This is a genomic window from Roseovarius maritimus (genome assembly GCF_043355895.2).
In the GTDB taxonomy this organism is placed as follows: Bacteria; Pseudomonadota; Alphaproteobacteria; order Rhodobacterales; family Rhodobacteraceae; genus Roseovarius; species Roseovarius maritimus.
Genome location: NZ_JBHFPF020000004.1, coordinates 139,234 through 161,110, shown reverse-complemented (window position 1 = coordinate 161,110; position 21,877 = coordinate 139,234). Strand labels below are relative to the sequence as shown.

The 21,877-nt window shown below is 64.5% G+C and carries 24 protein-coding genes and 1 tRNA gene; 11 read left to right on the top strand and 14 right to left on the bottom strand.

The features are described 5' to 3' along the window. The first annotated feature begins 163 nt into the window (after positions 1–163). Positions 164–1,267, top strand: coding sequence for a GTP cyclohydrolase II (gene ribA / locus ACEWPM_RS10365; protein WP_393962080.1), 1,104 nt, complete (start codon positions 164–166; stop codon positions 1,265–1,267). 66 nt (positions 1,268–1,333) lie between these two features. Here ribA and ACEWPM_RS10360 read toward each other — a convergent pair whose 3' ends face one another. From ACEWPM_RS10360 to ACEWPM_RS10350, 3 genes are all read right to left on the bottom strand, one after another. Then, a complete protein-coding gene (locus tag ACEWPM_RS10360) occupies positions 1,334–2,068 on the bottom strand; it encodes a glutamine amidotransferase (protein ID WP_393962081.1) in 735 nt (244 codons plus the stop codon). Continuing rightward, positions 2,065–4,860 carry a DNA polymerase I gene (polA, locus tag ACEWPM_RS10355; protein ID WP_393962082.1) on the bottom strand — a complete coding sequence of 932 codons (2,796 nt, stop codon included), beginning with the start codon at positions 4,858–4,860 and terminating at the stop codon, positions 2,065–2,067. The genes ACEWPM_RS10360 and polA overlap by 4 nt, the downstream gene beginning before the upstream one ends. A gap of 90 nt (positions 4,861–4,950) precedes the next feature. Further along, positions 4,951–5,130 carry a zinc-finger domain-containing protein gene (locus ACEWPM_RS10350; protein WP_393962083.1) on the bottom strand — a complete coding sequence of 60 codons (180 nt, stop codon included), beginning with the start codon at positions 5,128–5,130 and terminating at the stop codon, positions 4,951–4,953. 75 nt (positions 5,131–5,205) lie between these two features. Between ACEWPM_RS10350 and ACEWPM_RS10345 the strand changes: the two genes are divergently transcribed. Together ACEWPM_RS10345 and ACEWPM_RS10340 are read left to right on the top strand one after the other, a co-directional pair. Further along, the gene (locus ACEWPM_RS10345) at positions 5,206–6,135 is read left to right on the top strand and encodes an ABC transporter ATP-binding protein (RefSeq protein WP_393962084.1); all 930 of its coding nucleotides are present in this window, start codon (positions 5,206–5,208) and stop codon (positions 6,133–6,135) included. A 4-nt stretch (positions 6,136–6,139) separates the two neighbouring features. After that, the gene (locus tag ACEWPM_RS10340) at positions 6,140–6,508 is read left to right on the top strand and encodes a cupin domain-containing protein (protein WP_393962085.1); all 369 of its coding nucleotides are present in this window, start codon (positions 6,140–6,142) and stop codon (positions 6,506–6,508) included. On the opposite strand, the gene ACEWPM_RS10335 is transcribed toward ACEWPM_RS10340, so the two are convergent. From ACEWPM_RS10335 to ACEWPM_RS10325, 3 genes are all read right to left on the bottom strand, one after another. Next, positions 6,500–6,853 carry an antibiotic biosynthesis monooxygenase family protein gene (locus tag ACEWPM_RS10335; protein WP_393962086.1) on the bottom strand — a complete coding sequence of 118 codons (354 nt, stop codon included), beginning with the start codon at positions 6,851–6,853 and terminating at the stop codon, positions 6,500–6,502. The two genes, ACEWPM_RS10340 and ACEWPM_RS10335, sit on opposite strands and share 9 nt — an antisense overlap. Continuing rightward, positions 6,850–7,230, bottom strand: a complete 381-nt coding sequence (locus ACEWPM_RS10330) for an HIT domain-containing protein (protein WP_393962087.1) — start codon at positions 7,228–7,230, stop codon at positions 6,850–6,852. The genes ACEWPM_RS10335 and ACEWPM_RS10330 overlap by 4 nt, the downstream gene beginning before the upstream one ends. A gap of 121 nt (positions 7,231–7,351) precedes the next feature. Continuing rightward, a complete protein-coding gene (locus ACEWPM_RS10325; RefSeq protein WP_393962088.1) occupies positions 7,352–8,929 on the bottom strand; it encodes a DUF5928 domain-containing protein in 1,578 nt (525 codons plus the stop codon). Positions 8,930–9,078: 149 nt separating this feature from the next. Here ACEWPM_RS10325 and ACEWPM_RS10320 point away from each other — a divergent pair, with 149 nt between their 5' ends. Beyond that, positions 9,079–9,897 (top strand): sulfotransferase family protein, encoded by an 819-nt coding sequence (locus ACEWPM_RS10320; protein ID WP_393962089.1) that lies wholly within the window; start codon positions 9,079–9,081, stop codon positions 9,895–9,897. Between the two features lie 260 nt (positions 9,898–10,157). Here the strand turns inward: ACEWPM_RS10320 and ACEWPM_RS10315 are convergent, their stop codons facing one another. Further along, on the bottom strand, positions 10,158–11,144 hold the full coding sequence (locus ACEWPM_RS10315) for an adenosine kinase (protein WP_393962090.1): 987 nt from the start codon (positions 11,142–11,144) through the stop codon (positions 10,158–10,160). Next, positions 11,141–11,785 carry an endonuclease III gene (gene nth, locus ACEWPM_RS10310; RefSeq protein WP_393962091.1) on the bottom strand — a complete coding sequence of 215 codons (645 nt, stop codon included), beginning with the start codon at positions 11,783–11,785 and terminating at the stop codon, positions 11,141–11,143. Before nth ends, ACEWPM_RS10315 begins: the two co-directional genes overlap by 4 nt. Positions 11,786–11,893: 108 nt before the next feature. Between nth and ACEWPM_RS10305 the strand changes: the two genes are divergently transcribed. From ACEWPM_RS10305 to ACEWPM_RS10275, 7 genes are all read left to right on the top strand, one after another. Beyond that, the gene (locus ACEWPM_RS10305; RefSeq protein WP_393962210.1) at positions 11,894–12,730 is read left to right on the top strand and encodes a methylated-DNA--[protein]-cysteine S-methyltransferase; all 837 of its coding nucleotides are present in this window, start codon (positions 11,894–11,896) and stop codon (positions 12,728–12,730) included. 121 nt (positions 12,731–12,851) lie between these two features. Further along, positions 12,852–13,520: a YiaD family glycine zipper/OmpA-like lipoprotein gene (locus ACEWPM_RS10300; RefSeq protein WP_393962092.1), complete on the top strand. Its 669-nt coding sequence runs from the start codon at positions 12,852–12,854 to the stop codon at positions 13,518–13,520. Between the two features lie 66 nt (positions 13,521–13,586). Then, positions 13,587–14,054, top strand: a complete 468-nt coding sequence (locus ACEWPM_RS10295; protein WP_393962093.1) for a GNAT family N-acetyltransferase — start codon at positions 13,587–13,589, stop codon at positions 14,052–14,054. A gap of 59 nt (positions 14,055–14,113) precedes the next feature. Continuing rightward, positions 14,114–15,220, top strand: a complete 1,107-nt coding sequence (leuB, locus tag ACEWPM_RS10290; protein ID WP_393962094.1) for a 3-isopropylmalate dehydrogenase — start codon at positions 14,114–14,116, stop codon at positions 15,218–15,220. 90 nt (positions 15,221–15,310) lie between these two features. Then, positions 15,311–15,387 (top strand) — tRNA-Pro (locus tag ACEWPM_RS10285). An 84-nt stretch (positions 15,388–15,471) separates the two neighbouring features. Then, positions 15,472–15,678 carry a tRNA-specific adenosine deaminase gene (locus ACEWPM_RS10280; protein ID WP_420768018.1) on the top strand — a complete coding sequence of 69 codons (207 nt, stop codon included), beginning with the start codon at positions 15,472–15,474 and terminating at the stop codon, positions 15,676–15,678. Positions 15,679–15,723: 45 nt separating this feature from the next. Beyond that, positions 15,724–15,966, top strand: coding sequence for a tRNA-specific adenosine deaminase (locus ACEWPM_RS10275; protein WP_393962096.1), 243 nt, complete (start codon positions 15,724–15,726; stop codon positions 15,964–15,966). Here the strand turns inward: ACEWPM_RS10275 and ACEWPM_RS10270 are convergent. From ACEWPM_RS10270 to ACEWPM_RS10245, 6 genes are all read right to left on the bottom strand, one after another. Further along, positions 15,945–16,214, bottom strand: coding sequence for a cytochrome C oxidase subunit IV family protein (locus ACEWPM_RS10270; protein WP_393962097.1), 270 nt, complete (start codon positions 16,212–16,214; stop codon positions 15,945–15,947). The genes ACEWPM_RS10275 and ACEWPM_RS10270 overlap by 22 nt on opposite strands. A 2-nt stretch (positions 16,215–16,216) precedes the next feature. Continuing rightward, on the bottom strand, positions 16,217–16,774 hold the full coding sequence (locus ACEWPM_RS10265) for a cytochrome c oxidase subunit 3 family protein (protein ID WP_393962098.1): 558 nt from the start codon (positions 16,772–16,774) through the stop codon (positions 16,217–16,219). A gap of 53 nt (positions 16,775–16,827) precedes the next feature. After that, entirely contained in the window at positions 16,828–17,898 is a 1,071-nt protein-coding gene (locus ACEWPM_RS10260; protein WP_393962099.1) for a DUF1513 domain-containing protein, read from the bottom strand. A gap of 4 nt (positions 17,899–17,902) precedes the next feature. Then, positions 17,903–18,919, bottom strand: a complete 1,017-nt coding sequence (locus ACEWPM_RS10255) for an imelysin family protein (protein ID WP_393962100.1) — start codon at positions 18,917–18,919, stop codon at positions 17,903–17,905. After that, positions 18,920–20,401 (bottom strand): di-heme oxidoreductase family protein, encoded by a 1,482-nt coding sequence (locus ACEWPM_RS10250; RefSeq protein ID WP_393962211.1) that lies wholly within the window; start codon positions 20,399–20,401, stop codon positions 18,920–18,922. It lies immediately after the preceding gene. 207 nt (positions 20,402–20,608) lie between these two features. Then, positions 20,609–21,871 (bottom strand): imelysin family protein, encoded by a 1,263-nt coding sequence (locus ACEWPM_RS10245; RefSeq protein ID WP_393962101.1) that lies wholly within the window; start codon positions 21,869–21,871, stop codon positions 20,609–20,611. Positions 21,872–21,877: the final 6 nt, after the last annotated feature.

Here is a 21,877-nt window from a genome sequence, read left to right as displayed (position 1 = left end):
TTTATTGATCCTGAGATGAGCGCGCGATGCCCGCGCGGCAAGAAATGCGTCATCAGGATCACGGCCAAGTGTAGGAAAGCCGGCTTTTGTTTCATTTTCCGGCGCAGTTTCATTTCCCGGCGTAAACGATTAGATGAAGGTAAATCCCGAGAGCCGCGTTTCAATGAGCCTGCAACCCGACATCATCCACCTGCTGGCCCGCGCCCGTGCGGACCTCGGCATGGGCCTGCCCGTCGCCCTGGCGGGTAGGCAGGGCGGCGCTATCGTCGCTGCGGCCGAGACACTGGAGGCGCCCCGCTTTGCCAGTCTGCGCGCGCTGGCCGAGCAGAGGGCCGCGCCCCTGTCGCTGACCGTTACCGCCCGCCGGGCCGAGACGCTCAAGGCGCGCGCCTATGATGGCGATCTGGCCCGCATCATCTTGCCGCGCAGCGCAGATCTGGCGTGGGTCCACGCCACCGCCAGCCCCGAAGACGACCTGGCCCATCCCATGAAGGGACCGTTCCAGACGATGCGCGGCGGCGACACCGGCCTCCACCGTCTTGCCCTGTCACTGGCCAAGACGGCGCGGCTCCTGCCCGCCATGCTGGTCCTGCCGCTCGATGATGCCGCTGCCGAGGCACGCAGCGCCAACCTGACGATCCTGCCCGCCGAGGCGGCCGAGGCGGCGATGCGCCTTGCCAGCCCCCCTCGCAACGTGGTCAACGCCCGTGTTCCACTGGCCGCGAGCCATGCGGGCCGCGTCCATGTCTTTCGCCCCGAGGATGGCAGCGAAGAGCACTATGCGATCGAGATCGGCAATCCGCCACGCGACGCGCCGGTTTTGGCGCGGCTGCATTCGGCCTGCTTTACCGGTGACGTGCTGGGAAGTCTCAAATGCGATTGCGGCCCGCAGCTGCGCGCCGCCCTTGCGCAGATGGGCGCCGAGGGGGCCGGGGTGCTGCTCTATCTCAATCAGGAGGGGCGCGGTATAGGCCTTGCGAACAAGATGCGCGCCTATAGCCTGCAGGATCAGGGATTCGACACGGTCGAGGCCAATCACCGACTGGGATTCGAGGATGACGAGCGCGATTTTCGCATCGGCGCCGGCATCCTGCGCAAGATGGGTTTTGGCGCCGTGCGGCTGATGACGAACAATCCCGCCAAGATCGACATGATGCGCCGCTCGGGCGTGGAGGTGGCCGAGCGTGTGCCGCTGATCGTGGGCGAGACCGCGCAGAACAGGGGCTACTTGGCCACCAAGGCGCGCAAATCGGGTCATATGCTGTAGCGGCTGGCGGCGCGCCCTTGAGTATTTTTGCCAAGATGAAGCTGGGGGGCGGCCCCGTGGAACCGCTCAGCCGTAGCGGCGAATGAAGTTGCGCAAGATCAGCTCGGGCGCATGGACATTGGCGGCGCGGCACATCGCGATCAGAGCGCCGGCAGTCTCAGGCGGGAAATAGCCGTGATGCTTGTAGATCTCTATGCGCTCTTCAAAGACGCGCGCATCGGCTTCGGGGTGGAACTGTGTCGCGTAAACATGGCTGCCATGGCGCACCACCTGAAAGGGGCATGTCGGTGACGCGGCGAGGTGCACGCAGCCATCAGGAAGGTCCTCAAGTGCCTCCTTGTGGCCGACGAAGGCGTCGAAACGGTCCGGAACGCCGGCCATCAGCGGATCTGCCCGGCCCGCCTCGGTAAGCGTGCAATCGGCGGTTCCCACGGGCTCGCCATAGCGGCCCTTGCCGACGGGGCCGCCCAGATGCTTGCCCAGAATGCCGATCCCGTAGCAACAGCCGAGGAAGGGAATGTCGCGCCCCGTGATCTGCGGCATGAGGGACATGACGGCATTTTCGATCCGGGCATGCTCGGGGCTTTTCTCGTCAGGCGCATCGCTGACGCAACCCGGCCCGCCGCCGACGATGACGCCGGCATAGTCGGCGGGGTCAAGCGCGTCCGGCAGCGGCTCGGCATCCAGACGGATGCGGTGGGCGCGGGCCGCCTCCAGCCCGCTCTTTTCCAGGAGCGCCGCGAACTCGGCGTCGGACGCGTCCCGCTCCGGGCGCAGTTGCAAGATCAGAAACCGCTTCAATGCGCCTCGGCCCAGTTGGCGCCCTGCCCGGCATCCGCCGTGAGCGGCACACTGAGCTTGACCACCGGCTCGGCGGCGTCCTCCATCACGTCACGGGCAGCTTTGATCACGTCATCGACGGCGCCCTCCTCGACCTCGAACAAAAGCTCGTCATGCACCTGCAAGAGCATCTTGCAGGGCAGCCCCTCGATGGCGTCCGGCATGCGGATCATGGCGCGGCGGATGACATCGGCGGCGGTGCCCTGAATGGGCGCGTTGATCGCCGCCCGCTTGGCGAAACCGGCGCGCGGGCCCTTGGCGCCGATCTCGGGCGTGTGGATCTTGCGGCCGAATAGCGTCTGAACAAAGCCGTGCTTCTTTCCGAACTCCACGGTATCATCCATATAGGCGCGGATGCCTGGGAAACGCTCGAAATAACGGTCGATGAAACCCTGCGCCTCGCCGCGCGGGATGCGCAGGTTGCGGGCAAGGCCGAAGCCGGAGATGCCGTAGATCACCCCGAAATTGATTGCCTTGGCCTGGCGGCGGATTTCGGGGGTCATCTGATCCATCGGCACGTTGAACATCTCGGAGGCGGTCATCGCGTGAATGTCCTGCCCATCGCGAAACGCCTCCTTCAGCGCGTCGATCCCCGCCACATGCGCCAGGATGCGCAGCTCGATCTGGCTGTAGTCGAGGCTGACCAGAACGCGGCCCTCGGGCGCAACAAAAGCCTCGCGAATGCGGCGCCCCTCCTCGCTGCGCACGGGGATGTTCTGCAGGTTCGGATCTGACGAGGCGAGGCGACCGGTGTTGGCCCCCGCCTGCATGTAGGACGTGTGCACGCGCCCTGTCTCGGGGTCGATATGGTCCTGCAGCGCATCCGTGTAGGTCGATTTCAGCTTGGAGATCTGGCGCCAGTCCAACACGCGGGCGGGCAGCTCATGCTCGGTCGCCAGATCCTCCAGCACGTCGGCGCCGGTAGCATAGGCGCCCGTCTTGCCGCGCTTGCCACCATCGAGGCTCATCTCGTCGAAGAGAATCTCGCCCAGTTGCTTGGGACTGCCGACGTTGAACTTGCGCCCGGCCAGCTCGTGAATCTCCTCCTCCAGCTGCGCCATCTTCTGCGCGAAGGCGCCCGACATACGGCTCAGCACATCGCGGTCCACCTTGATCCCGTTTCGCTCCATATGGGCGAGCACGGGAACCAGGGGCCGCTCCAGCGTCTCGTAGACGCGGGTCACTTGCGCGCGGTGCAGCTGCGGCTTGAGCACGGTCCAGAGGCGCAAAGTGATATCCGCATCTTCGGCGGCGTATTTCACGGCGCTGTCCACCGGCACGCGGTCAAAGGTGACGGCGGATTTCCCGGTGCCGAGCAGCGACTTGATGGGGATCGGCGTGTGATTCAGATACCGCTCGCTCAGCGCGTCCATGCCGTGGCCGTGCAGGCCAGCGTGCAGCGCGTAGGAGATCAGCATCGTGTCGTCGAAGGGCGACACCTCGATCCCGTAGCGCGCCAGAACCTTCGCATCGTACTTCATGTTCTGGCCGATCTTGAGGATCGACGCGTCCTCCAGAACCGGCTTCAGCGCGGCCAGCGCGTCCTCCAGCGCCATCTGCCCCTCGGCCAGCGCGGCACCGCCGAAAAGATCGCCCTCCCCCTCGCCCTTATGGGCCAGCGGGATGTAGCAGGCCTGCCCGGGCTGCGTGGCCAGCGACACGCCCACCAACTCGGCCTGCATCTCGTTCAGCGAAGTCGTCTCGGTATCGACGGCGACATAACCCTGCGCGCGGATCTGCTCGATCCAGCGCTCCAAAGCGGCCATATCCTGCACATGCTCGTATTTCGACGGGTCTATCTCGGGCATCTCGGGCGCGCCGGTCTCGGGCGCATCCTGCGGCGTGTCGTCTATCTCGGGTGGCTCGGCACCCATCGCCTCGGCGATGCGCTTGGTCAGGGTGCGGAACTCCATCTCCGCCAGGAAGCCCAGCAGAACCTCTGGGTCCGGATCGCGCACTTCCAGATCATCAAGGCCGAAATCGAGGGGCGTGTTGCAATCGAGCTGCACCAACTGGCGCGACAGGCGGATCTGGTCGGCATGGTCGATCAGCGTCTGGCGCCGCTTGGGCTGCTTGATCTCTTCGGCGCGGGCCAGCAGCGTATCCAGATCACCGTATTCGTTGATCAGAAGCGCCGCCGTCTTGATCCCGATGCCCGGCGCGCCCGGCACGTTATCCACCGAATCCCCGGCCAGCGCCTGCACATCCACCACGCGGTCCGGCCCGACGCCGAACTTCTCCTCGACGCCCTCTACGTCGATCAGACGGTTCTTCATCGCGTCCAGCATCTCGACCCCGCCGCCGACCAGCTGCATCAGATCCTTGTCGGATGAGATGATCGTCACGCGTCCGCCCGCTTCGCGCGCCTGCACCGACAGCGTGCCGATGATATCGTCGGCCTCATAGCCCTCAACCTCCTTGCAGGCGATGTTGAACGCCTCGGTCGCGCGCCGGGTCAGCGGGATCTGGGGGCGCAGATCCTCGGGCATCGCCTCACGGTTGGCCTTGTAGTCGGAGTAGAGTTCGTTGCGAAAGGTATGACTGCCCTTGTCAAAGATCACGGCCACATGCGTCGGCGCATCCGAGCCGTTGTTCCCCTCGACATAGCGCTGCAGCATGTTGCAAAAACCGGACACCGCCCCGATGGGCAGCCCGTCGGATTTGCGCGTTAGCGGCGGCAGCGCATGATAGGCGCGAAAGATGAAAGCCGAGCCGTCGATCAGATGCAGATGGCACCCTTTTCCGAATGACATGGCGATGCCTCCTGCGTGACGCGCCTCAGGTGTTTTTTCTTGGTCCAAATACCCAAATCCCGGCCTTTCAGCCAGCGGGCAGGCAGGTGGTTACACCTTACCCTCGAAATCGCGGTGGATCATCTTGCAGTCGCAATAGGGACACTCGACCCAGCCGCGATCCTTTGGAATCTGCAGCCAGACGCGCGGATGCCCAAGACCGGGCCCGCTGCCGTCACAGGCGATGCGATACTCGTCCACGATTCGCGTCTCTGGCGGTTTGGTCACCATCTGGGCGTTTCCTTTTGCCGGCACTTCCACTACCCCGTGTTTATGATGGAATGGTACGGCAGGGGCAAGGGCACCATGGTAGCGAATGCGATCGAAATACGCGGCCTGCGCAAGACATATGGCGGGACCAAGGGTGCACCGGAAAAAGAGGCGCTGAAGGGAATCGACCTCGATATCCCGGCAGGCTCGGTCTTTGGCCTGCTGGGGCCGAACGGCGCGGGAAAATCGACGCTGATCAACATCCTCGCGGGTCTCGTGATCAAGACGGCGGGCGAGGTCACGATCTGGGGCTTCGATCAGGATGTGAACCCACGGCAAAGCCGCGCAGCCATCGGCGTCATGCCGCAAGAGCTGAACCTCGATCCCTTCTTCACGCCCCGCGCCGCGCTTGAGGTTCAGGCAGGCCTCTACGGTGTGCCGAAATCGCAGCGCCGCAGCGACGAAATTCTCGCGCTGGTCGGCCTCGAGGACAAGGCGCATGCCTACGCACGCACCCTTTCGGGCGGGATGCGCCGTCGCCTTCTGTTGGCCAAGGCGCTGGTGCACAGCCCCCGTATCCTCGTGCTGGACGAGCCGACGGCAGGCGTTGATATCGAGCTTCGCCAGATGCTGTGGGAGAATGTGCGCCGCCTCAATGACGAGGGCATGACGATCATTCTGACGACCCACTATCTCGAAGAGGCCGAGCAGATGTGCGACGAGATCGCCATCATCAACCACGGCGATCTGGTGGCGCGCGACAGCACCACGAACCTCTTGGCGCAACTCGACACGCGCAGCATGGTCATCGTCCCCGATGGCGAGGTTCAGACCCTGCCCGAGGCGCCCGGCATCGAGGTGACGCGCCGGGACGGCGGGGCGCTCGCCTTCAGCTACAGCGCGGGCCAGGTCAGCGCCGAGGCGGTACTGGCCGCCGTGCGTGAGGCCGGCATCCGCATCCGCGACGTGCGGACCGAACAGGCGGATCTGCAGGACGTCTTTCTGGAACTGACCCGGAGCCGGTAAGGCCATGACGCGCAAGCCACATTATATCCGCGCCTCCGATTGGGGCGATGCCAGCGGCCTCTGGAAGGGTCATATCGAGGGGCGTGATCTGGACACGGGCGTCACCGTGCTCTTTTTCTCGACCGATGAGGTCTGCAACGGTCCATCATGGCACGTCCACCCCTATGACGAGGTGTTCATCGTCCGGAAGGGCCGCGCGCGCTTTACGATCGGTGCGGACAAGATCGACGCCGAGGCGGGCGATGTCCTTATGGGCCCGGCAGGCGTGCCGCATAAATACGAAAACCTCGGCCCCGGCCCTCTGGAAATGACGGATATTCACCTGAGCGACCGCTGGATTCAAACCGATCTGGACGACCCCGAGCTAGTCTAGGCTGCGCCCCTCGGGGCCGGAATAGGCCCGCTCGACCCGCGCGACCCGCAGCTGATAATGCGCATACCAGCGCGCGATCCCGAATTTCTGCGCTGCGACATGCTGCGCCTCGGCCTTCCACGCGGCGATGTCGGCTTCGCTGCGCCAGTAGGACACTGTAATCCCGAAGCCATCTTCGCCTCGCACCGACTCTGCGCCAAGGCAGCCGGGCTGCTCATGCGCCAGCGCGAACATCGCCTCGCCCATCGCGGCATAGCCCGCATCGTCCTGCGACAGCAGATTGGTGAAGATCACCGCGTAATAGGGCGGCTGGGGCGTTCGGGCAAAGCCGGCGGCGGCACTCACCGCTTGGCCAGAAGCCCGCCAAGGGGCCGCCCGCCCAGCACGTGCATATGCATATGCGGCACCTCTTGCGAGCCATGCGGCCCCGCGTTGGAGATCACGCGAAACCCGCCCGCCTCATCCGCGCCATGCAGGTCCGAAACCCGACAGACCTCGCCGATGGCACGGGTAAAATCCGCGATCTCGGCATCGCTGGCCTCGGCGGCGAAATGGTCATAGCTGACATAGGCGCCCTTGGGTATCACCAGCACATGCACCGGCGCCTGGGGCGAGATATCCTTGAACGCAAGGCTATGCGCCGTCTCCAGCACCGTGTCATTGGGGATCTCGCCGCGCAGGATCTTGGCAAAGATGTTCTGGTCGTCATATGCGTAGGCCATGTCGCCTCCTCAAAGCGTTTCACCCTAAACTTCAGGCGCCACTAAAGGCGAAACGCGTGCAACGTTCAAGCGATGCAAGTGTTTTGCGAAAGCCTGTGATCCAGGGTTTTCGCAAAGCGCATCAATCGGCAAAAAGATGGTCGGTGCGGGCGATGCTCAGCGCCTGATCTTGCCCGATGCTCAGGAATTTCGAGATCGGGATGGCATTTTCCTCGTCGCTGTCCATCTCGCGCATGATGTAGTGATGCTCAAACTCGGCATCGCGGATCTTGTCGCTCTCGAATGTCGTCTCGCCGCGGATCGTGGGCAGGAGCCGCTCCAGCGTCTCGCCCGAGGTCTGCTCACCCGCGAGGCCGACGCGCATGGCGTGGCCGATCAGATAGTCATCGGTAAAGACACACTGAATTTCCAGAAGCCGCGTTGTCGAGCGGTCGCCGCAGAAATCCTCGAGCAGATCAAGATTGCCGGGGTCCATGCAGACGATCATCCGGTCGGTGTCGTGATAGTCGAACAGCATCCGCATGAGCGCCCGGCGGTGGCGCGTGCGCTTGCCCAGACTGGCCTGAATGCCGCCCAGATCGGGCAGGTCCGTGCCCTCTTCGTTGAAGAGATACTCGGTCGCCGGCACGTTCGTCACCTGCCGGATGCGCTGCAGCAGGCGCTTGGCAACGTGCCATTTCTTGCACACGATGATCATCAGCTCACGGTGCCGGCCCAGCGTGCTCTCGGTCTCCCAAAAGCGGCTGGCAAAGCGGCGCCCGATCCGGCCCCGCCCGGTCAGGAATTTGAAGAGGCTGCGCCCCTCGTTGGAGATCTTGAACTCGGCCTCGCCATCCGAATAAAGCGCGGCCAGCCGTGCCTTCAGCTCGGTCGCCTCGGGGCTGATCTTTCGCGCAAAGAGGAAATCCTGACCAAGCAGCAGATCATAATGGTCGTTGTAGAATGTCTGCGGCATTCCGTAATCGGTGAACATCAGGAATGTCAGCGTGCGCGTTCGTATCTCGGCCTCGGGCACGATATGGCGCACGAGGGTCTGGAAGAACGTCTCATCCGGGATCCACGTGGTGCGGAAGAACCGCATTACGTCGCGCCGTTGCCGCGTGAAATCCAGAATCCACTCAATCGTGCGCCGCCGCAGGCACCACCACTGACTACCGATCTGCACCTGGATGTCGCGCGGAATGTCGCGGCCAAGACCCAGCCGCTGCTGGAGATGAAAGGATGTGTCGAACAGCCACTTGTGTTTGCGCTCGTTGAAGAAATGACGGTAGATCAGCCGCTCTTCCTTCATGCCGGTCTTGATCCAGTCGCTCTCGAAATAGTCGAAACTCTCGATGTAATCGACATCCTCGGCGTCAAGAAATTCATGTGCATAGCGCGCGGACTTGATGGCGGCGCAATCGCCCGACAGCATGTAGAAATGCGTGGCGCGCGGAAAGGCCCGCGCGGCCGCCTCGACCGCCAGCAGCGTCGCCTCGACAAGGCTCCACTCGCCCCAGCCGCATTTGATACGTTTCCTGGAAAAACAGACATTGGGATTGCCTTCCAGCGCCGTCTTGATCTGCTGGAAATGCGCAGGGTTCGCCCGACCGTCAAAATGGATCGAAATGCAATCGCCCGCTGCCGTCAGCATCTCGGCCTGAGCGATGATGGCCGCCGGATCCTTGTGGCACAAAAGTATGTAGGCAATTTTCGCCATATGGGAAACAGACTACCCCTTGTTCCGCAGATTGTTTACAGTGATAATCGTGAACTCGCGTTGATGAAACCGCAATAATCCTGTTTTATCACGATAAAGAAAAATAAGTCCTGAACGGGACATCAGAGGTTAGGCAAAGGGCGGCGATCATGGGATTTCCCGGCACTTGGATGACGACCAGCGAAAGCGTGGTCTATCGTGTGGTGCCGAAATGCGCCTGCTCGACTATCGGCCAGATCATGTATTATTCGGATCACGGCGAATTCTTTGACGGGGATATCCACGACGCCAAGGGCGGCATGCATAAATGGGCGCTCGATGAAAGTCAGCCCCTGATTTCGGCCAATGTCAAATCGCACGAGTCCTACGCCTTTACTTGTGTACGCAACCCCTACACGCGCATCCTCAGCAGCTTTTTCGACAAGATCTGCGGCATCCAGCGCAACGGCAAACGCTACCGGGGCAAGCTGGTCCCGCTTCTGGTGCAGAAATACGGTATCGAGGTGGGCGGCGACGATGGCAAACAAGAATTCGACCAGATCGCCAGCTTTCGCCGTTTCCTGCTGTTCGCGCGCGACACCATTCGCTGGCGTCGTCCGATGGAGCCTGACATCCACTGGTCCGCGATGTCGGGTCATGTCAGCACCTTCATCGTCAATGGCGGCACCTATGACCGTATTTTCTGGACCGAGGCGTTCAACGAAGGCATGCAGAATGTGCTGGCCGCGATTGAAACGCCTCACAAGGTTGACCTGAAGACGATCCCTCGCTTCAACGAGTCCGAAGGCCACGGCCCCAAACGCGCCCACCCGGTCGAGGATTATTTCGACGATCTGTCGATGCATCTGGTCTACGAGATCTACAAACAGGATTTCGAACTATTCAAATACGACTTCGCCGATCCGTCGAACAAGATGCCGACGGGCGAGATCGACCTTGACGAGGTCCATGCCAAGCTGGGCGAGTGATCAGCGCCGCCGCGCCGGTTAAACCGGCGGAAATTGGGTATTTTCACCAAGAAAAGCCACTAAGGCTTTCTTAACCTTCTGCTGTCATGCTGAGAGGCGCGGTACAGGCTGGGGAGCCGATGACCGCCCAAGGAAAAGCCGCGCCCCGCACCGGTTTGCACCTGCGACAGTCGGGCCGACGCCGGAACGGGGCGCGCACCCGTGCTTCGTCTTGGCAAGAAATACTCAAATCTACACGGGGCTCAACGCGCAGGCGACGATCAGATCAGCCCTTCAGCCGCAAAGAGCGCCTTGACGTCCGTCTCGGGCCGCGCGCCATAATGCGCGATGACTTCGCCGGCCGCGATGCAGCCCATACGCCCGGCCACGTGCAGCGGCGCTCCGGTTGCGAGGCCGTAAAGGAAGCCGGCAGCGAACTGGTCGCCCGCGCCAGTGGTGTCCAAGGGGGCGATATGGGTCACCGGCACGTCGATGCGCGCGTCGCCTTGGCGGATGATCACCCCCGCGCCCGAGCGGGTGCACACGACAAGGCCGGTATCCTGCGCGGCGCGGTCCAGCGCTTCGTCCAGCTGGCGGGCCTCGTAGAGCGAGGCCCATTCATGCTCGTTGCCGATGACGTAATCCAGATCGCGGATCAGCGCTCGGAAGTCTTCCCGATGCCGGTCGACGCAGAAAGGGTCGCTGAGCGAGATCCCCGCCATGCCCCCCGCCGCACGGCAAGCGGTGGCGGCGGCGGCAAGCGCGGTCTTGCCCTCGGGCTTGTCGAAGAGATAGCCCTCAAGCAGCAGGAGCCCCGCCTCGTCGGCAACGCCCGTGGGCACGTCATTTGACGTCAGCTCGGTCGAGATGCCCAGATACGTGTTCATTGACCGCTCGCCATCTGGCGAGACGAAGATCATGCAGCGCGAAGTGGGCAATTCGCCCTCGACAGCCGGCGGATTGACGAACTCGGCGCCGAGGCGCGTCAGGTCATGCGCGTAGCTCCGACCCAGCTGGTCGTCGCGCACGCGCCCGACAAAGCCGGTCTGCAGCCCCAGCGCAGCCAGCCCGGCGATGGTATTGGCGACCGATCCACCGGCGCTCTGCGCGCGATTTTCCATCGCGTCATAAAGCACCTCGGCGCGATCCGCGTCGATCAACTGCATCACGCCCTTTTCGATACTCATGCTGTCAAGAAAGGCATCGTCGCTGCGGCAGATAACGTCGACGACGGCGTTTCCGATGCCGATGGCGTGGTATTTTGTCATTGGGTCTTGTCCTCGTAGGGGCATAAATCGCGGATCAGGCAGGTGGGGCACATGGGTTTGCGCGCCTTGCAATGGTAGCGTCCGTGCAGGATCAGCCAGTGATGCGCATGGTTCTGAAAATCGGCGGGGACGTTATCCTCCAGCGCACGCTCGACCGCGACGACATCCTTGCCGGGGCAGATTCCGGTGCGGTTGCCAACGCGAAAGATATGCGTGTCGACCGCCTGCGCGGGCAACCCCCACCACATGTTCAGCACGACATTGGCGGTCTTGCGCCCCACTCCCGGTAGCGATTGCAGCGCAGCGCGCGAATTGGGCACTTCGCCGCCATACTCGTCGACCAGGATCTGGCTCAGCTTCATCAGGTTTTTTGCCTTTTGGCGGTAGAGGCCGATGGTTTTGATATGCTCGGTCACACCTTCCAGCCCCAGATCCAGCATCTTTTGCGGGGTGTCAGCCACGGCAAAAAGGCCGCGCGTCGCACGGTTCACGCCTGCATCCGTTGCCTGCGCGCTCAGCGCGACGGCCACCACCAGTGTAAAGACGTTCACATGCTCAAGCTCGCCTTTCGGCTCGGGCTCGGCCGCGTGGAAACGCTCGAAAATGGCGCGGATCGTATGATAGTCGAGTTGCTTGGCCATAGTGCCGCCCGTAATGGCGCGAATTGCGACAATGCGCAACATTCGGGTCGCGGCAGGGGTGCCCGGCGCCTAGATTGGAGGCAAGCCGAGAGGAGACCTGCCATGACCATGCCAGCAGATCAAAGTTATCACTTCAACGTCATGCGCCGCGCGATCGAGGTGATCGACGCGGGCGGGCCGGGCATGAAGCTGGAGGCGCTGGCGGCCGAGATGGGCATGAGCGCCGCGCATTTTCAGCGGCTTTTTTCCAACTGGGCGGGGGTGTCACCCAAGCGCTATCAGCAGTACCTGACGTTGGGCCATGCCAAGGCGCTGCTTTGCGCACGGCACACAATGCTGGAGGCGGCGGACGCGGCTGGCCTGTCGGGCACCGGGCGGCTGCATGATCTGTTCCTTAGGTGGGAAGCGATGAGCCCCGGCGAATTTGCGCGCAAGGGGGCGGGTCTGACCGTCTATTGGGGGTGGTTCGACAGCCCCTTCGGTCCCGCACTGGTGATGAGCACGGATCGCGGCATCTGCGGAGTCGGCTTTGCCGCCGAGGCGGGGCGTCAGGCCACGATGGACGACCTGACCGGACGCTGGCCGCAGGCGACCTTCGTCGAGGATGCCGAGCGGCTGCGCCCTTGGGTGCTGCAAGCATTCCGCGCAGAGCGGAGCGAAACCGCGCCGCTTCACCTCATCGGCGCGCCCTTTCAGATCAAGGTGTGGGAGGCGCTGTTGCGCATCCCTTCGGGCCATGTCACCACCTATAGCGACATTGCTGGCGCCATCGGCCATCCCAAAGCCGTGCGCGCCGTGGGCACCGCGGTGGGGCGCAATCCGATCAGCCTTTTGATCCCTTGCCACCGCGCCTTGCGCAAATCAGGCGGGCTTGGCGGCTATCACTGGGGCCTGCCGGTCAAGCGCGGCATCCTGGCATGGGAGGCCGCGCGTGCCGAGGCGTGAGGCGCGTGCGCGGATTGCTGCCGATTTTCATGGAAAACTGTATTGGGCATCCCGCCTTGCCTGCCTATAGTCGCGCCAAGCCCGTGTATCAGCGGGCACGTAACAAGAGGCTATTTCCAAGATGATCCGAGCGAGAAAACCCATTCTTTGCGTGGCCGGCGCCGCGCTGATGCTGACCGCCGCCTGCGAAGGCCCCGGCAACCTGCAGGGCACGGGAACTGCCCCGAACCGCACCCAACAGGGCGCGCTGATCGGCGGCCTTGCAGGTGCCGTGACCGGCGCTGCCGCCAGCGACAAGTCCGGCAAGGGCGCCCTCATCGGCGGCGCGATCGGCGCGCTGGGCGGCGCGGCCATCGGTAACGCGCTGGACAAGCAGGAAGCCGAGCTGCGCCGCGATCTGAACAACGACCGCGTGCAGATCACCAATACCGGCGACCGCCTGATCGTGACCCTGCCGCAGGATATCCTCTTTGCCGTCGACAGTGCGGAGGTAAACGGCGCGCTGCGCGGCGATCTCTTTACGGTCGCGGAAAGCCTGCGCAACTATCCCGGCAGCACCGTACAGGTCATCGGACATACCGACAACTCCGGCTCGGCCGCCTATAACCAGAGCCTCAGCGAACGCCGCGCCAATTCCGTCGCGGCTGTGCTACGCGAGGGCGGCGTCGGCGGGGCCCGCATCAATGCATTCGGCCGGGGCGAGGATCAGCCCATCGCATCCAACCTGACGGCAGAGGGCAAGGCGCAGAACCGCCGGGTCGAGATCGTCATCCTGCCGAACCCCCGATAACAAAAGTGCACGAGGCGGTATAATCCCCGCCTCGTGCGCCCTGCCCCTATGATCACGATCCTGCGCATGCGCCCCGGCGACGCCGGCGCCCTCACGGCGCTGATGCACCGCGCCGTGCATGACGGCGCTAGCGCAGATTACTCCCCTCGCCAATTGCACGCATGGTCCCCCGCGCCGATGGAGCCGGGCGCATTCCTTGCGCGCCTCGCCGATGGCCGCGCCGTCTGGGTCGCGTTCGGCGCCGATGCACACGCTTGCGGCTTTGTCGAATTGACGTCGCGCGGGCATATCGACCTCTTTTATTGCCATCCTACTGGCACCGGGACCGGCCTCGCACTCTATGCTGCGCTCGAGCAGGAGGCGCTGGCGCGTGGCCTGCCCCGCCTGACGGTGGACGCCAGCGAGGGCGCGCGCCGTTTCTTTCTGCGCGCGGGTTTTGCTTGCCACGGCAGGCGCAGCGTCTCGCGCGGTGATGTCCCGCTTCACAATTACGCCATGTCCAGGATACTCGGCGCGGGCGCTGCGCTTTCTTGACGCTAGAGCCCCTTCGCTATACCCGATTGCCCAGCGAGATCATGCAAAGGACGCCCCAGATGAGCACCCCTTCCCTTCTTATCCTGGCCGGTGACGGCATCGGCCCCGAGGTCATGGCCGAGGTCACCAAGATCATCGACTGGTATGGCGCCAAGCGCGATATGCCGTTCGATGTCAGCGAGGATCTGGTCGGCGGCTGCGCCTATGACAAACATGGCACGCCCCTGACCGACGAGACGATGGCAAAGGCGCAGGAGGTGGATGCCGTTCTGCTGGGCGCCGTGGGCGGGCCGAAATACGACGATCTGGATTTTTCGGTGAAGCCCGAGCGCGGCCTCTTGCGCCTGCGCAAGGAGATGGACCTGTTCGCCAACCTGCGCCCGGCGCAGTGCTTTGACGCGCTGGCTGACTTCAGCAGCCTCAAGCGCGATATCGTCGCGGGCCTCGACATCATGATTGTGCGCGAGCTGACCTCGGGCATCTATTTCGGCGAGCCGCGCGGCATCTTCACCGAGGGCAATGAGCGCGTCGGCATCAATACCCAGCGCTACACCGAGAGCGAGATCGACCGCGTCGCGCGCGCTGCTTTCGAGCTGGCCCGCCGCCGTGGCAACAAGGTCTGCTCGATGGAGAAGGCCAACGTGATGGAGAGCGGCATCCTCTGGCGCGAGGTCGTGACCAAGGTCCATGCCGAGAGCTATCCCGATGTTGAGCTGTCGCACATGTATGCCGATGCAGGTGCGATGCAGCTTTGCCGCAACCCCAAACAGTTCGACGTCATCGTGACCGACAACCTCTTTGGCGATCTTCTGTCGGACGCCGCCGCGATGCTGACCGGCTCGCTTGGCATGCTGCCCTCGGCCAGCCTTGGCGCGCCAATGGCCAATGGCCGGCCCAAGGCGCTTTACGAGCCGGTGCACGGCTCGGCCCCCGATATCGCGGGTCAGGGCAAGGCCAACCCGATCGCCTGTATCCTCAGCTTTGCCATGGCGTTGCGCTATTCCTTCGATCAGGGCGCCGAGGCCGACAGGCTGGAGCGCGCGGTGGAAAAGGTGCTGGCCGACGGCGCCCGCACGCCCGATCTGATGGGCCCCGATGGCGGCACGCCCCTGACGACGGCCCAGATGGGTGATGCCATAGTCGAGGCGCTGAACGCCAGCCTCTGAGACCACTTCAGGCGCCGGGCCACCCGCCCGGCGCCGCGCATTTGAGGGATTGCAAAGCGCGCCTCCCTCGTCTATCCGTCGCGCCACGGTCGGGCTGTAGCGCAGCCTGGTAGCGCACCTGCTTCGGGAGCAGGGGGTCGGAGGTTCGAATCCTCTCAGCCCGACCAGTTTTCCCAAAATCCTCCTCCTGCCGGAACCGGGCGCGCCCCGCGCCGGTTGGCTTTCATGCCGCCCCCGTGAGGAGAGACATGATGCCCAGCCGCACCGATCATCTGAACCGCTGCATCGAATTGGCCGAAGAGGCGCTGGAGGCCGGGGACGCGCCTTTCGGGTCGGTATTGGTGGATGCGGACGGCCAGGTACTGCGCGAGGCGCGCAACCGCACGCAGACCAATGACGCCACAGACCACCCCGAGATTGCCCTGGCACGCTGGGCCGCGCAGAACATGACGCCCTAGGCGCGCCGCGCGGCGACTGTCTATACATCGGGCGAGCATTGCCCCATGTGTTCGGCCGCGCATGGCTGGGCCGGGCTGGGGCGCATCGTCTTTATCCACTCGACCAGCCAACTGACCGAATGGATGGCGGAATTCGGCGCCGAAAAAGGCCCCGTGACGCAGCTGGGCATCGACAAGATCGTGCCAGGCGTCGAGACCGAAGGCCCGATCCCCGAACTGGCCGGGAAAATGCGCGCACTCCATGCCCGCGCACAGGGTGCAGCGGATCAGAGCGACGGGATCAGGTAAAGCCCCAGCGCCCCCAGCATAAAGAGCGTGAGCGACAGGTTGAAGCCGCGTCGCCATGACGGCGCCTCGGACAGCCCCAAATAGCGAGACAGGATTACGCGTGCCTTCATCAGCGCCAGAAAAAGCACGATACCGCCCGCGATGCGCGCGTCATAACCGGCGGTGATCGCGGCGGCGGCAACGGTGCTGACACCGCTCAGGATCAAGAGCGTCAGCCACGCGCGGGTGAGGATATCGGGGCGCTTCATCCTCATGCCAGAAGATAGATGATCGGGAAGAGCAGCACCCAGACCAGATCGACCATATGCCAGAAGGCGGCCCCCATCTCGATATTGTCCGGCGCGTCGCGCCACGCGACCAGCAGCAAAAGGATGATCCCCGCCACGACATGGGCCGCGTGAAAGCCGGTCAGCAAGTAGTAGAACATGAAAAACGGATGGGTGTCGTAATTGATGCCCTCGGCGGCCTTGCTGGCATATTCGGCGCCCTTGATGACCAGAAACACCGCCCCCAGCATGGCCGCGCCCACAAGGGCAAGCCGCGCGGCACCCCTGCGGGCGACTTGCCGCAGTTGCAGCGCTCGCGCGGCCAGGTATCCGCTGGTGATCAGGACAACAGTGTTGAGGGCCGCGCCGGTTCGGTCAAGATGCTGCTGGGCCTCCGCAAATCCCGCAGGGTCCGTCAGGCGCACCGACAGGAACGCGCCCAGACCCGCGCCAAAGACCAGAAGCTCGCTGATGATCAGCACCCAGATCAGCAGATCGCCGGGCAATTCGTCCAGAATACTTGTCTCAGCCTGCCCGTTCATGGCAGCACTCCTTCGATCGGCGCGTCATCCGCGCGCTGCGCGGGCGCGGTATTTCATAGGGCGACGAGGTGATTGTCCCACATCAGCGCGGCATGCATCATTTTGCTTGGGCCGCCTGCCCCGAGCTGCCAAAGATCCCCGGTGCCCGACGCTACCAAGAGCCCGCCGGGAGAGGGTGCGACACCGCAGGCGTCCGCGATAGGTTCGCTGCGCTGATAGTGCGCGCCGGACGCGCTGTAGGTCTGAACCAGCCCGCCACGCGGCGAGGTCACCGCGACCTCGTGCTGGCCGGCGGCAAAGGCAACGCTGCCGACATAGCCCTGCATGGCGCGCAGGTGCTGCTCGGGCGCCTCGCAGAGGCGGATGGCGGCGCCGCGCCGGTGCAGGCCCAGCAGCGCGCCGCCGTCGTCACCGCCCTGCCATTGCAGTCCGAAGGCCACTTCGCCGCCATGCGACACGGCGATATGCCGGACCGAACCCTTGTGCATGTCGGCCGGCAGCGCGACGGTTTCCACCAGAGCGCCGTCTTCGATGTAACTGAGATTGGGCTGCATGACCGCGATGTTCAGCTTGGTCCGGCCCGTGGCAGGGTGCGTTTCGATCCCGCCATTCGCCACGACCAGCGTATCGCTGCCCGGCATGCGCCGCACTTCGTGCGGGCCGGTCCCGCCGCTGGCGAATTCGCCTGCGCGGGCATAACCGTGATCCGCGTCCCAGATGCCGATCACCCCGCGCGCCGCCTCGTAATCATTCTCGGCCGTGTAGAGCCACCGGCCATCCAGCGAGAACGCGCCATGACCGTAAAAATGACGCCCCTCAGGCGCTGTCAGCTCGGCCTTTTGCTGTCCCGCGGCGCAGTCGATTACCACGGCAAAGGTGCCGGGACGGCGGGCGAAAGCGACCGCCTCGGGCCGTTCGGGATGGGCGGCGGCGGCGTGGCCGCGCCCCGGCAGAGGGATGCGAAACCGCAGCCCCATATCCGCGCCGATCCCGCAAAGTACGAAGCCGCCCCCGGGCAGCCCAGCCGCCGATAGCCAGCGGGGTGCGCCCGCATCGGCCCAAGTTGCGGCGGGAGCCAATCCCGTCGCCAACAGCCCCGCCAGAAAGCCCCGCCTGCTGGTCACCGGATCAGTCCCCGTCCATCGAGTTGAAGCCCGAGGCGACGCCCAGCGCGGGGCCCAGATCGTCGCGCACGATGTCGCGCACGCGGTCAATGGACTGCTGCAGCGATTCGACCCGCAGCCGCGAGGTGGGTTCAGACACACCCGCAAAGACCGGATCCTCCAGCTTGTCCGCATCTGCGCGTGCGGCGCTGAACGCCTCGTTCAGGCGGGCGCGCAGGCCCGGATCGCGCTGGGCAAGGATCGCCGCCAGATCGTTCAGCGAGGTCAGCGACAGCGCGACATTGCGCAAGGACCGCCCGGCGCGCCATGCCTCGGCCTGCTTCGGGCGCGGCTTGTCGAAGGTGCCCAAAGGGCGGCCCAGTCGCGTGTCCGAGGTGAATTCCAGCCCGTATGTCAGCGCCTTGAAGAGCTCCTGCAGCGCTTCGGCCTCGCCGCGATAGGGGCTGCCGTCGCCCGGATTGGTCATCTTGTCGGCATAGCCGCCCTGCCAATCGGCCAGGATCGCATCGGCAAGATTGGCGATATCGGCGGTCATGACCCGCATCAGATCACAGCGATACTGCGCATCGCCCAGCGACTGGATCTCAGGATCGAAGAGCATCATCTCCAGCGCATAATACCCGCGTGCCGCGATGGACACGTCGCTATAGGCCTCGGCGCTGGTCACAATCGGATCCGCGTCCGTGATCAGCGTGCGCAGGGCGCGTGGCGTGATTCCGCGCGTGTCGGGCCAGAAGGCCAGCGCAAAGGCGCGATCATCCACTTCGCCGGGGCCGAAACGCAGATGGCTGACAGCGATCCAGGCATCGAAAGCGGCGTCATAAGCCTCGCGCAGCTTGGGCGCGGTCACATCGCAGGTTTGCGCGCTGGCCTCCTCGAGGCTGTGCGCGCTGTCCGACAGCGCCTCGTAACGGGGCAGGATATGACGCTGGGCCGCGTCGCGCACCGGGTTGGCGGTGCCTTGCGCAAGGACGGCGGCGGGCAGCAGCAGAGCAAGGGCGAAGGTGGCAATGCGGATCATTCAAAGGCTCTCCAGATAGGCGATCAGGGCGGCGCGATCAGCAGGGTCCATCTGCGTAACGGTATCGCGCGCTGTCTGCGCCTCGCCGCCATGCCACAGAATCGCCTCCAGCAGCGAACGGGCGCGCCCGTCATGCAGGAAGTAGGTGTGTCCGCTGACACGTTCCGTCAGACCGATACCCCATAGCGGCGGCGTGCGCCACTCACGCCCGGTAGCGCGCGCCTCCGGGCGGTGATCGGCCAGCCCCTCGCCCATGTCATGCAGCAGCATATCCGTATGCGGCCATATCAGCTGAAAGCTCTGCTCGGGCTGGCCCTCCAGCCGGTGGGTGACGAATTTGGGCCTGTGGCAGGAGGCGCAGCCGGTCTCGTGAAAGACCTGCTTGCCGCGCAGCACCTGGAGATTACCGACGTCGCGGCGGGCCGGCACGCCCAGATTGCGGCTGTAGAAGGTGACAAGGTCCAGCCCGGTATCATCCACCTCGAATACACGCTCGTCCCCATCGCCATGGGGCGCGGTCTGGCAGGCATCCTGAATGGTGGTGCATTCCCCGAACGGGTCGCCAAAGATCGGATTTGAGATGCCGATATCGCCCGCAAAGGCCCCCGCGCTCTGCTCGCGCACAGTGGCCACCCCAGCCTTGAGGCCAAAGCGGCCCAGCATCGGCATGTCGAACTCGGACGACCAGACGATATTGGCGCGCCCTGAAATGCCGTCACCATCCGCGTCATCCGGGTCCGCGTCCGCGATGATATCCGCCGCGGGAATCGCCTCGAGCAGGCCGAGGCCGATCATCTGAGGCGCGACGCGCGGGCTGAGCATCGCCTGCGGGTGTAGCGGTCCATAGCCCAGATCGGCGGCCGTGTAGGTGGGCGCGCGCAGGCTGGCCATCTCGCCGCCCGAGAGGGCGACGGGTATCTCTTCATAGGTGATTTCAAGGCGGTATTCCGCAGGGATGCCCGGCAGCGCGAAGTCCTGCAATTGCGTGCCGTAAGTCGGGTCGGGCGCGGTGCCCAGATACTCTTCGATCTCGCTGATACGGGCGGCCTCGTCGGGGATCGACACGCGCAGGAACATCGAGATCGCAGTATCCTCGGGGCCCTCGGGCGGGTGGCCGCGCCCGTCCTTGATATGACAGCGCTGGCACGAGCGCGCGTTGAAAAGCGGCCCGAGGCCGTCCGAAGCCAACGTCGATGAGGGCGACGAGACCCAGATCTTGCGAAAGAGGCCATTTCCGACCTTGAACTGCAACTCACCGTCGAAAGAGATATTTCCGGACGGGTCGGAAAACGCATCGGCGGTTTCGCGCACGCGCACGGTGGCGCCCCCAGCGGGCAGCTCCTCGAACCGCTCGGGCGCGGTGAAATCCTCGGCCCGGCGGGTCACATCGGCGATGCGCGCCGCCTCAGCGGGTGTGCGCGCGACGATCGGCAGATGCGGCTCGTCCAGCGGGCCAGCTGTGGCGGCGCCCGCCAATCCCATGCCAGCCAGCAAGAGGGCGACGGCCCGCCGATAAGGCCAGCCGGGCCGCGTCCGGGTCAGAGGCATTGGGGTGCGCATGTCTGTCGTCATCCACTTTTCGAACCGGAGCGCATTGCTGTTCGGCCCGGTCGATAGGCCGTCACGCACGCAACCTCAACACCTTGCGGGGCGTTTCCGGACAAGGTCCTTCAATGCCCGTGCGAGTCTTTACTGAAAGACCGCGCCCGGATCGTCGAGGCTGTCCGATCCGGCAAAGGCGATATTCCCCAGATCGAGCGCGTCCACGATCCGCTCGATCGTCTTGGTCTGCGCGATCAGCCCGTCGACACCGCCCATGATCAGCGCCTCGCCCGCATCGTTGCCGCGCGCCAGCATCTGGTCGTAGGAGGTGCCCGCCTCGGCAGCCACCTTGATCGCACCCAACGCGCGCATCGTCGCCGCCAGCCTGGCCTGCATCTCGGCATCCAGCGCGGGATCGATCCCGGCGGTCAGATCGGCCAGCGACGGGCCCGAGACGGTGCTGCCATCGGCGCGCGTGTAGCTGCCCAAGTAAACATTTTGCACACCCAGCCCGTCATAATAGTGGCTGTTATGCGTATTGTCGGAAAAGCAGTCATGCTCTTCCTCGGGATCATTCAGCATGACGCCAAGGCGCATCCGCTCGCCCGCCTGCTCGCCATAGCTGAGGCTGCCCATGCCGGTCAGCATGGCCGAGATCCCGGCATTCTCGTTCTTGGTGACGGCTTCGCGCGCAGCACCGCCCTCGGCCCATTGCTGCGCCATCCAGTCGAGGTCCGAGACCAGCAACTCCGTCGCGGCTGCCAGATAGTCAGCCCGGCGCGCGCAATTGCCGCCCGTGCAGTCATCGCCTGCCGCGAAGTCGGTCCAGGGACGCTGGCCCGCGCCATGATCGGTCCCATTCAGATCCTGCCCCCAGAGCAGGAACTCGATGGCGTGATAGCCGGTGGCGACATTCGCCTCGACGCCATCCGCCTCGTGCAGCGTGTCCGACAGCAACTCGGGCGTGATGTTGCTGGCATCCACCCTCTGACCCGACAACTCGAAACTGGGATTGGCCACGACATTCAGCGCCTTAAGTCCGTTCTCGTCGGATGCACCGCCATAGGCCGCGTCGACATAGTCGATCAGACCCTCGTCCAGTGGCCAGGCATTCACCTGCCCCTCCCAATCATCGACGATCGCATTGCCAAAGCGGAACACCTCGGTCTGCTGATAGGGTACGCGTGCAGCCACCCATGCCTTGCGGGCGGCGGTCAAGGCCTGCGGCGAGGGCGCGTCGATCAGGGCCTTGATCGCATCTTGCAGGCGGCGCGCGGTGGCAGCGCTGTCGGCATACCCGGCGGCGGCGATATCGGCATAGGTGTCCAGCACCTCGGATTTCGTTGCGGCCGTTGCGGGCACGGCCAGCGCAATGCCAAGGGTAGTCGCGCCCAGAAAGAGACGGGTCATGGTTGG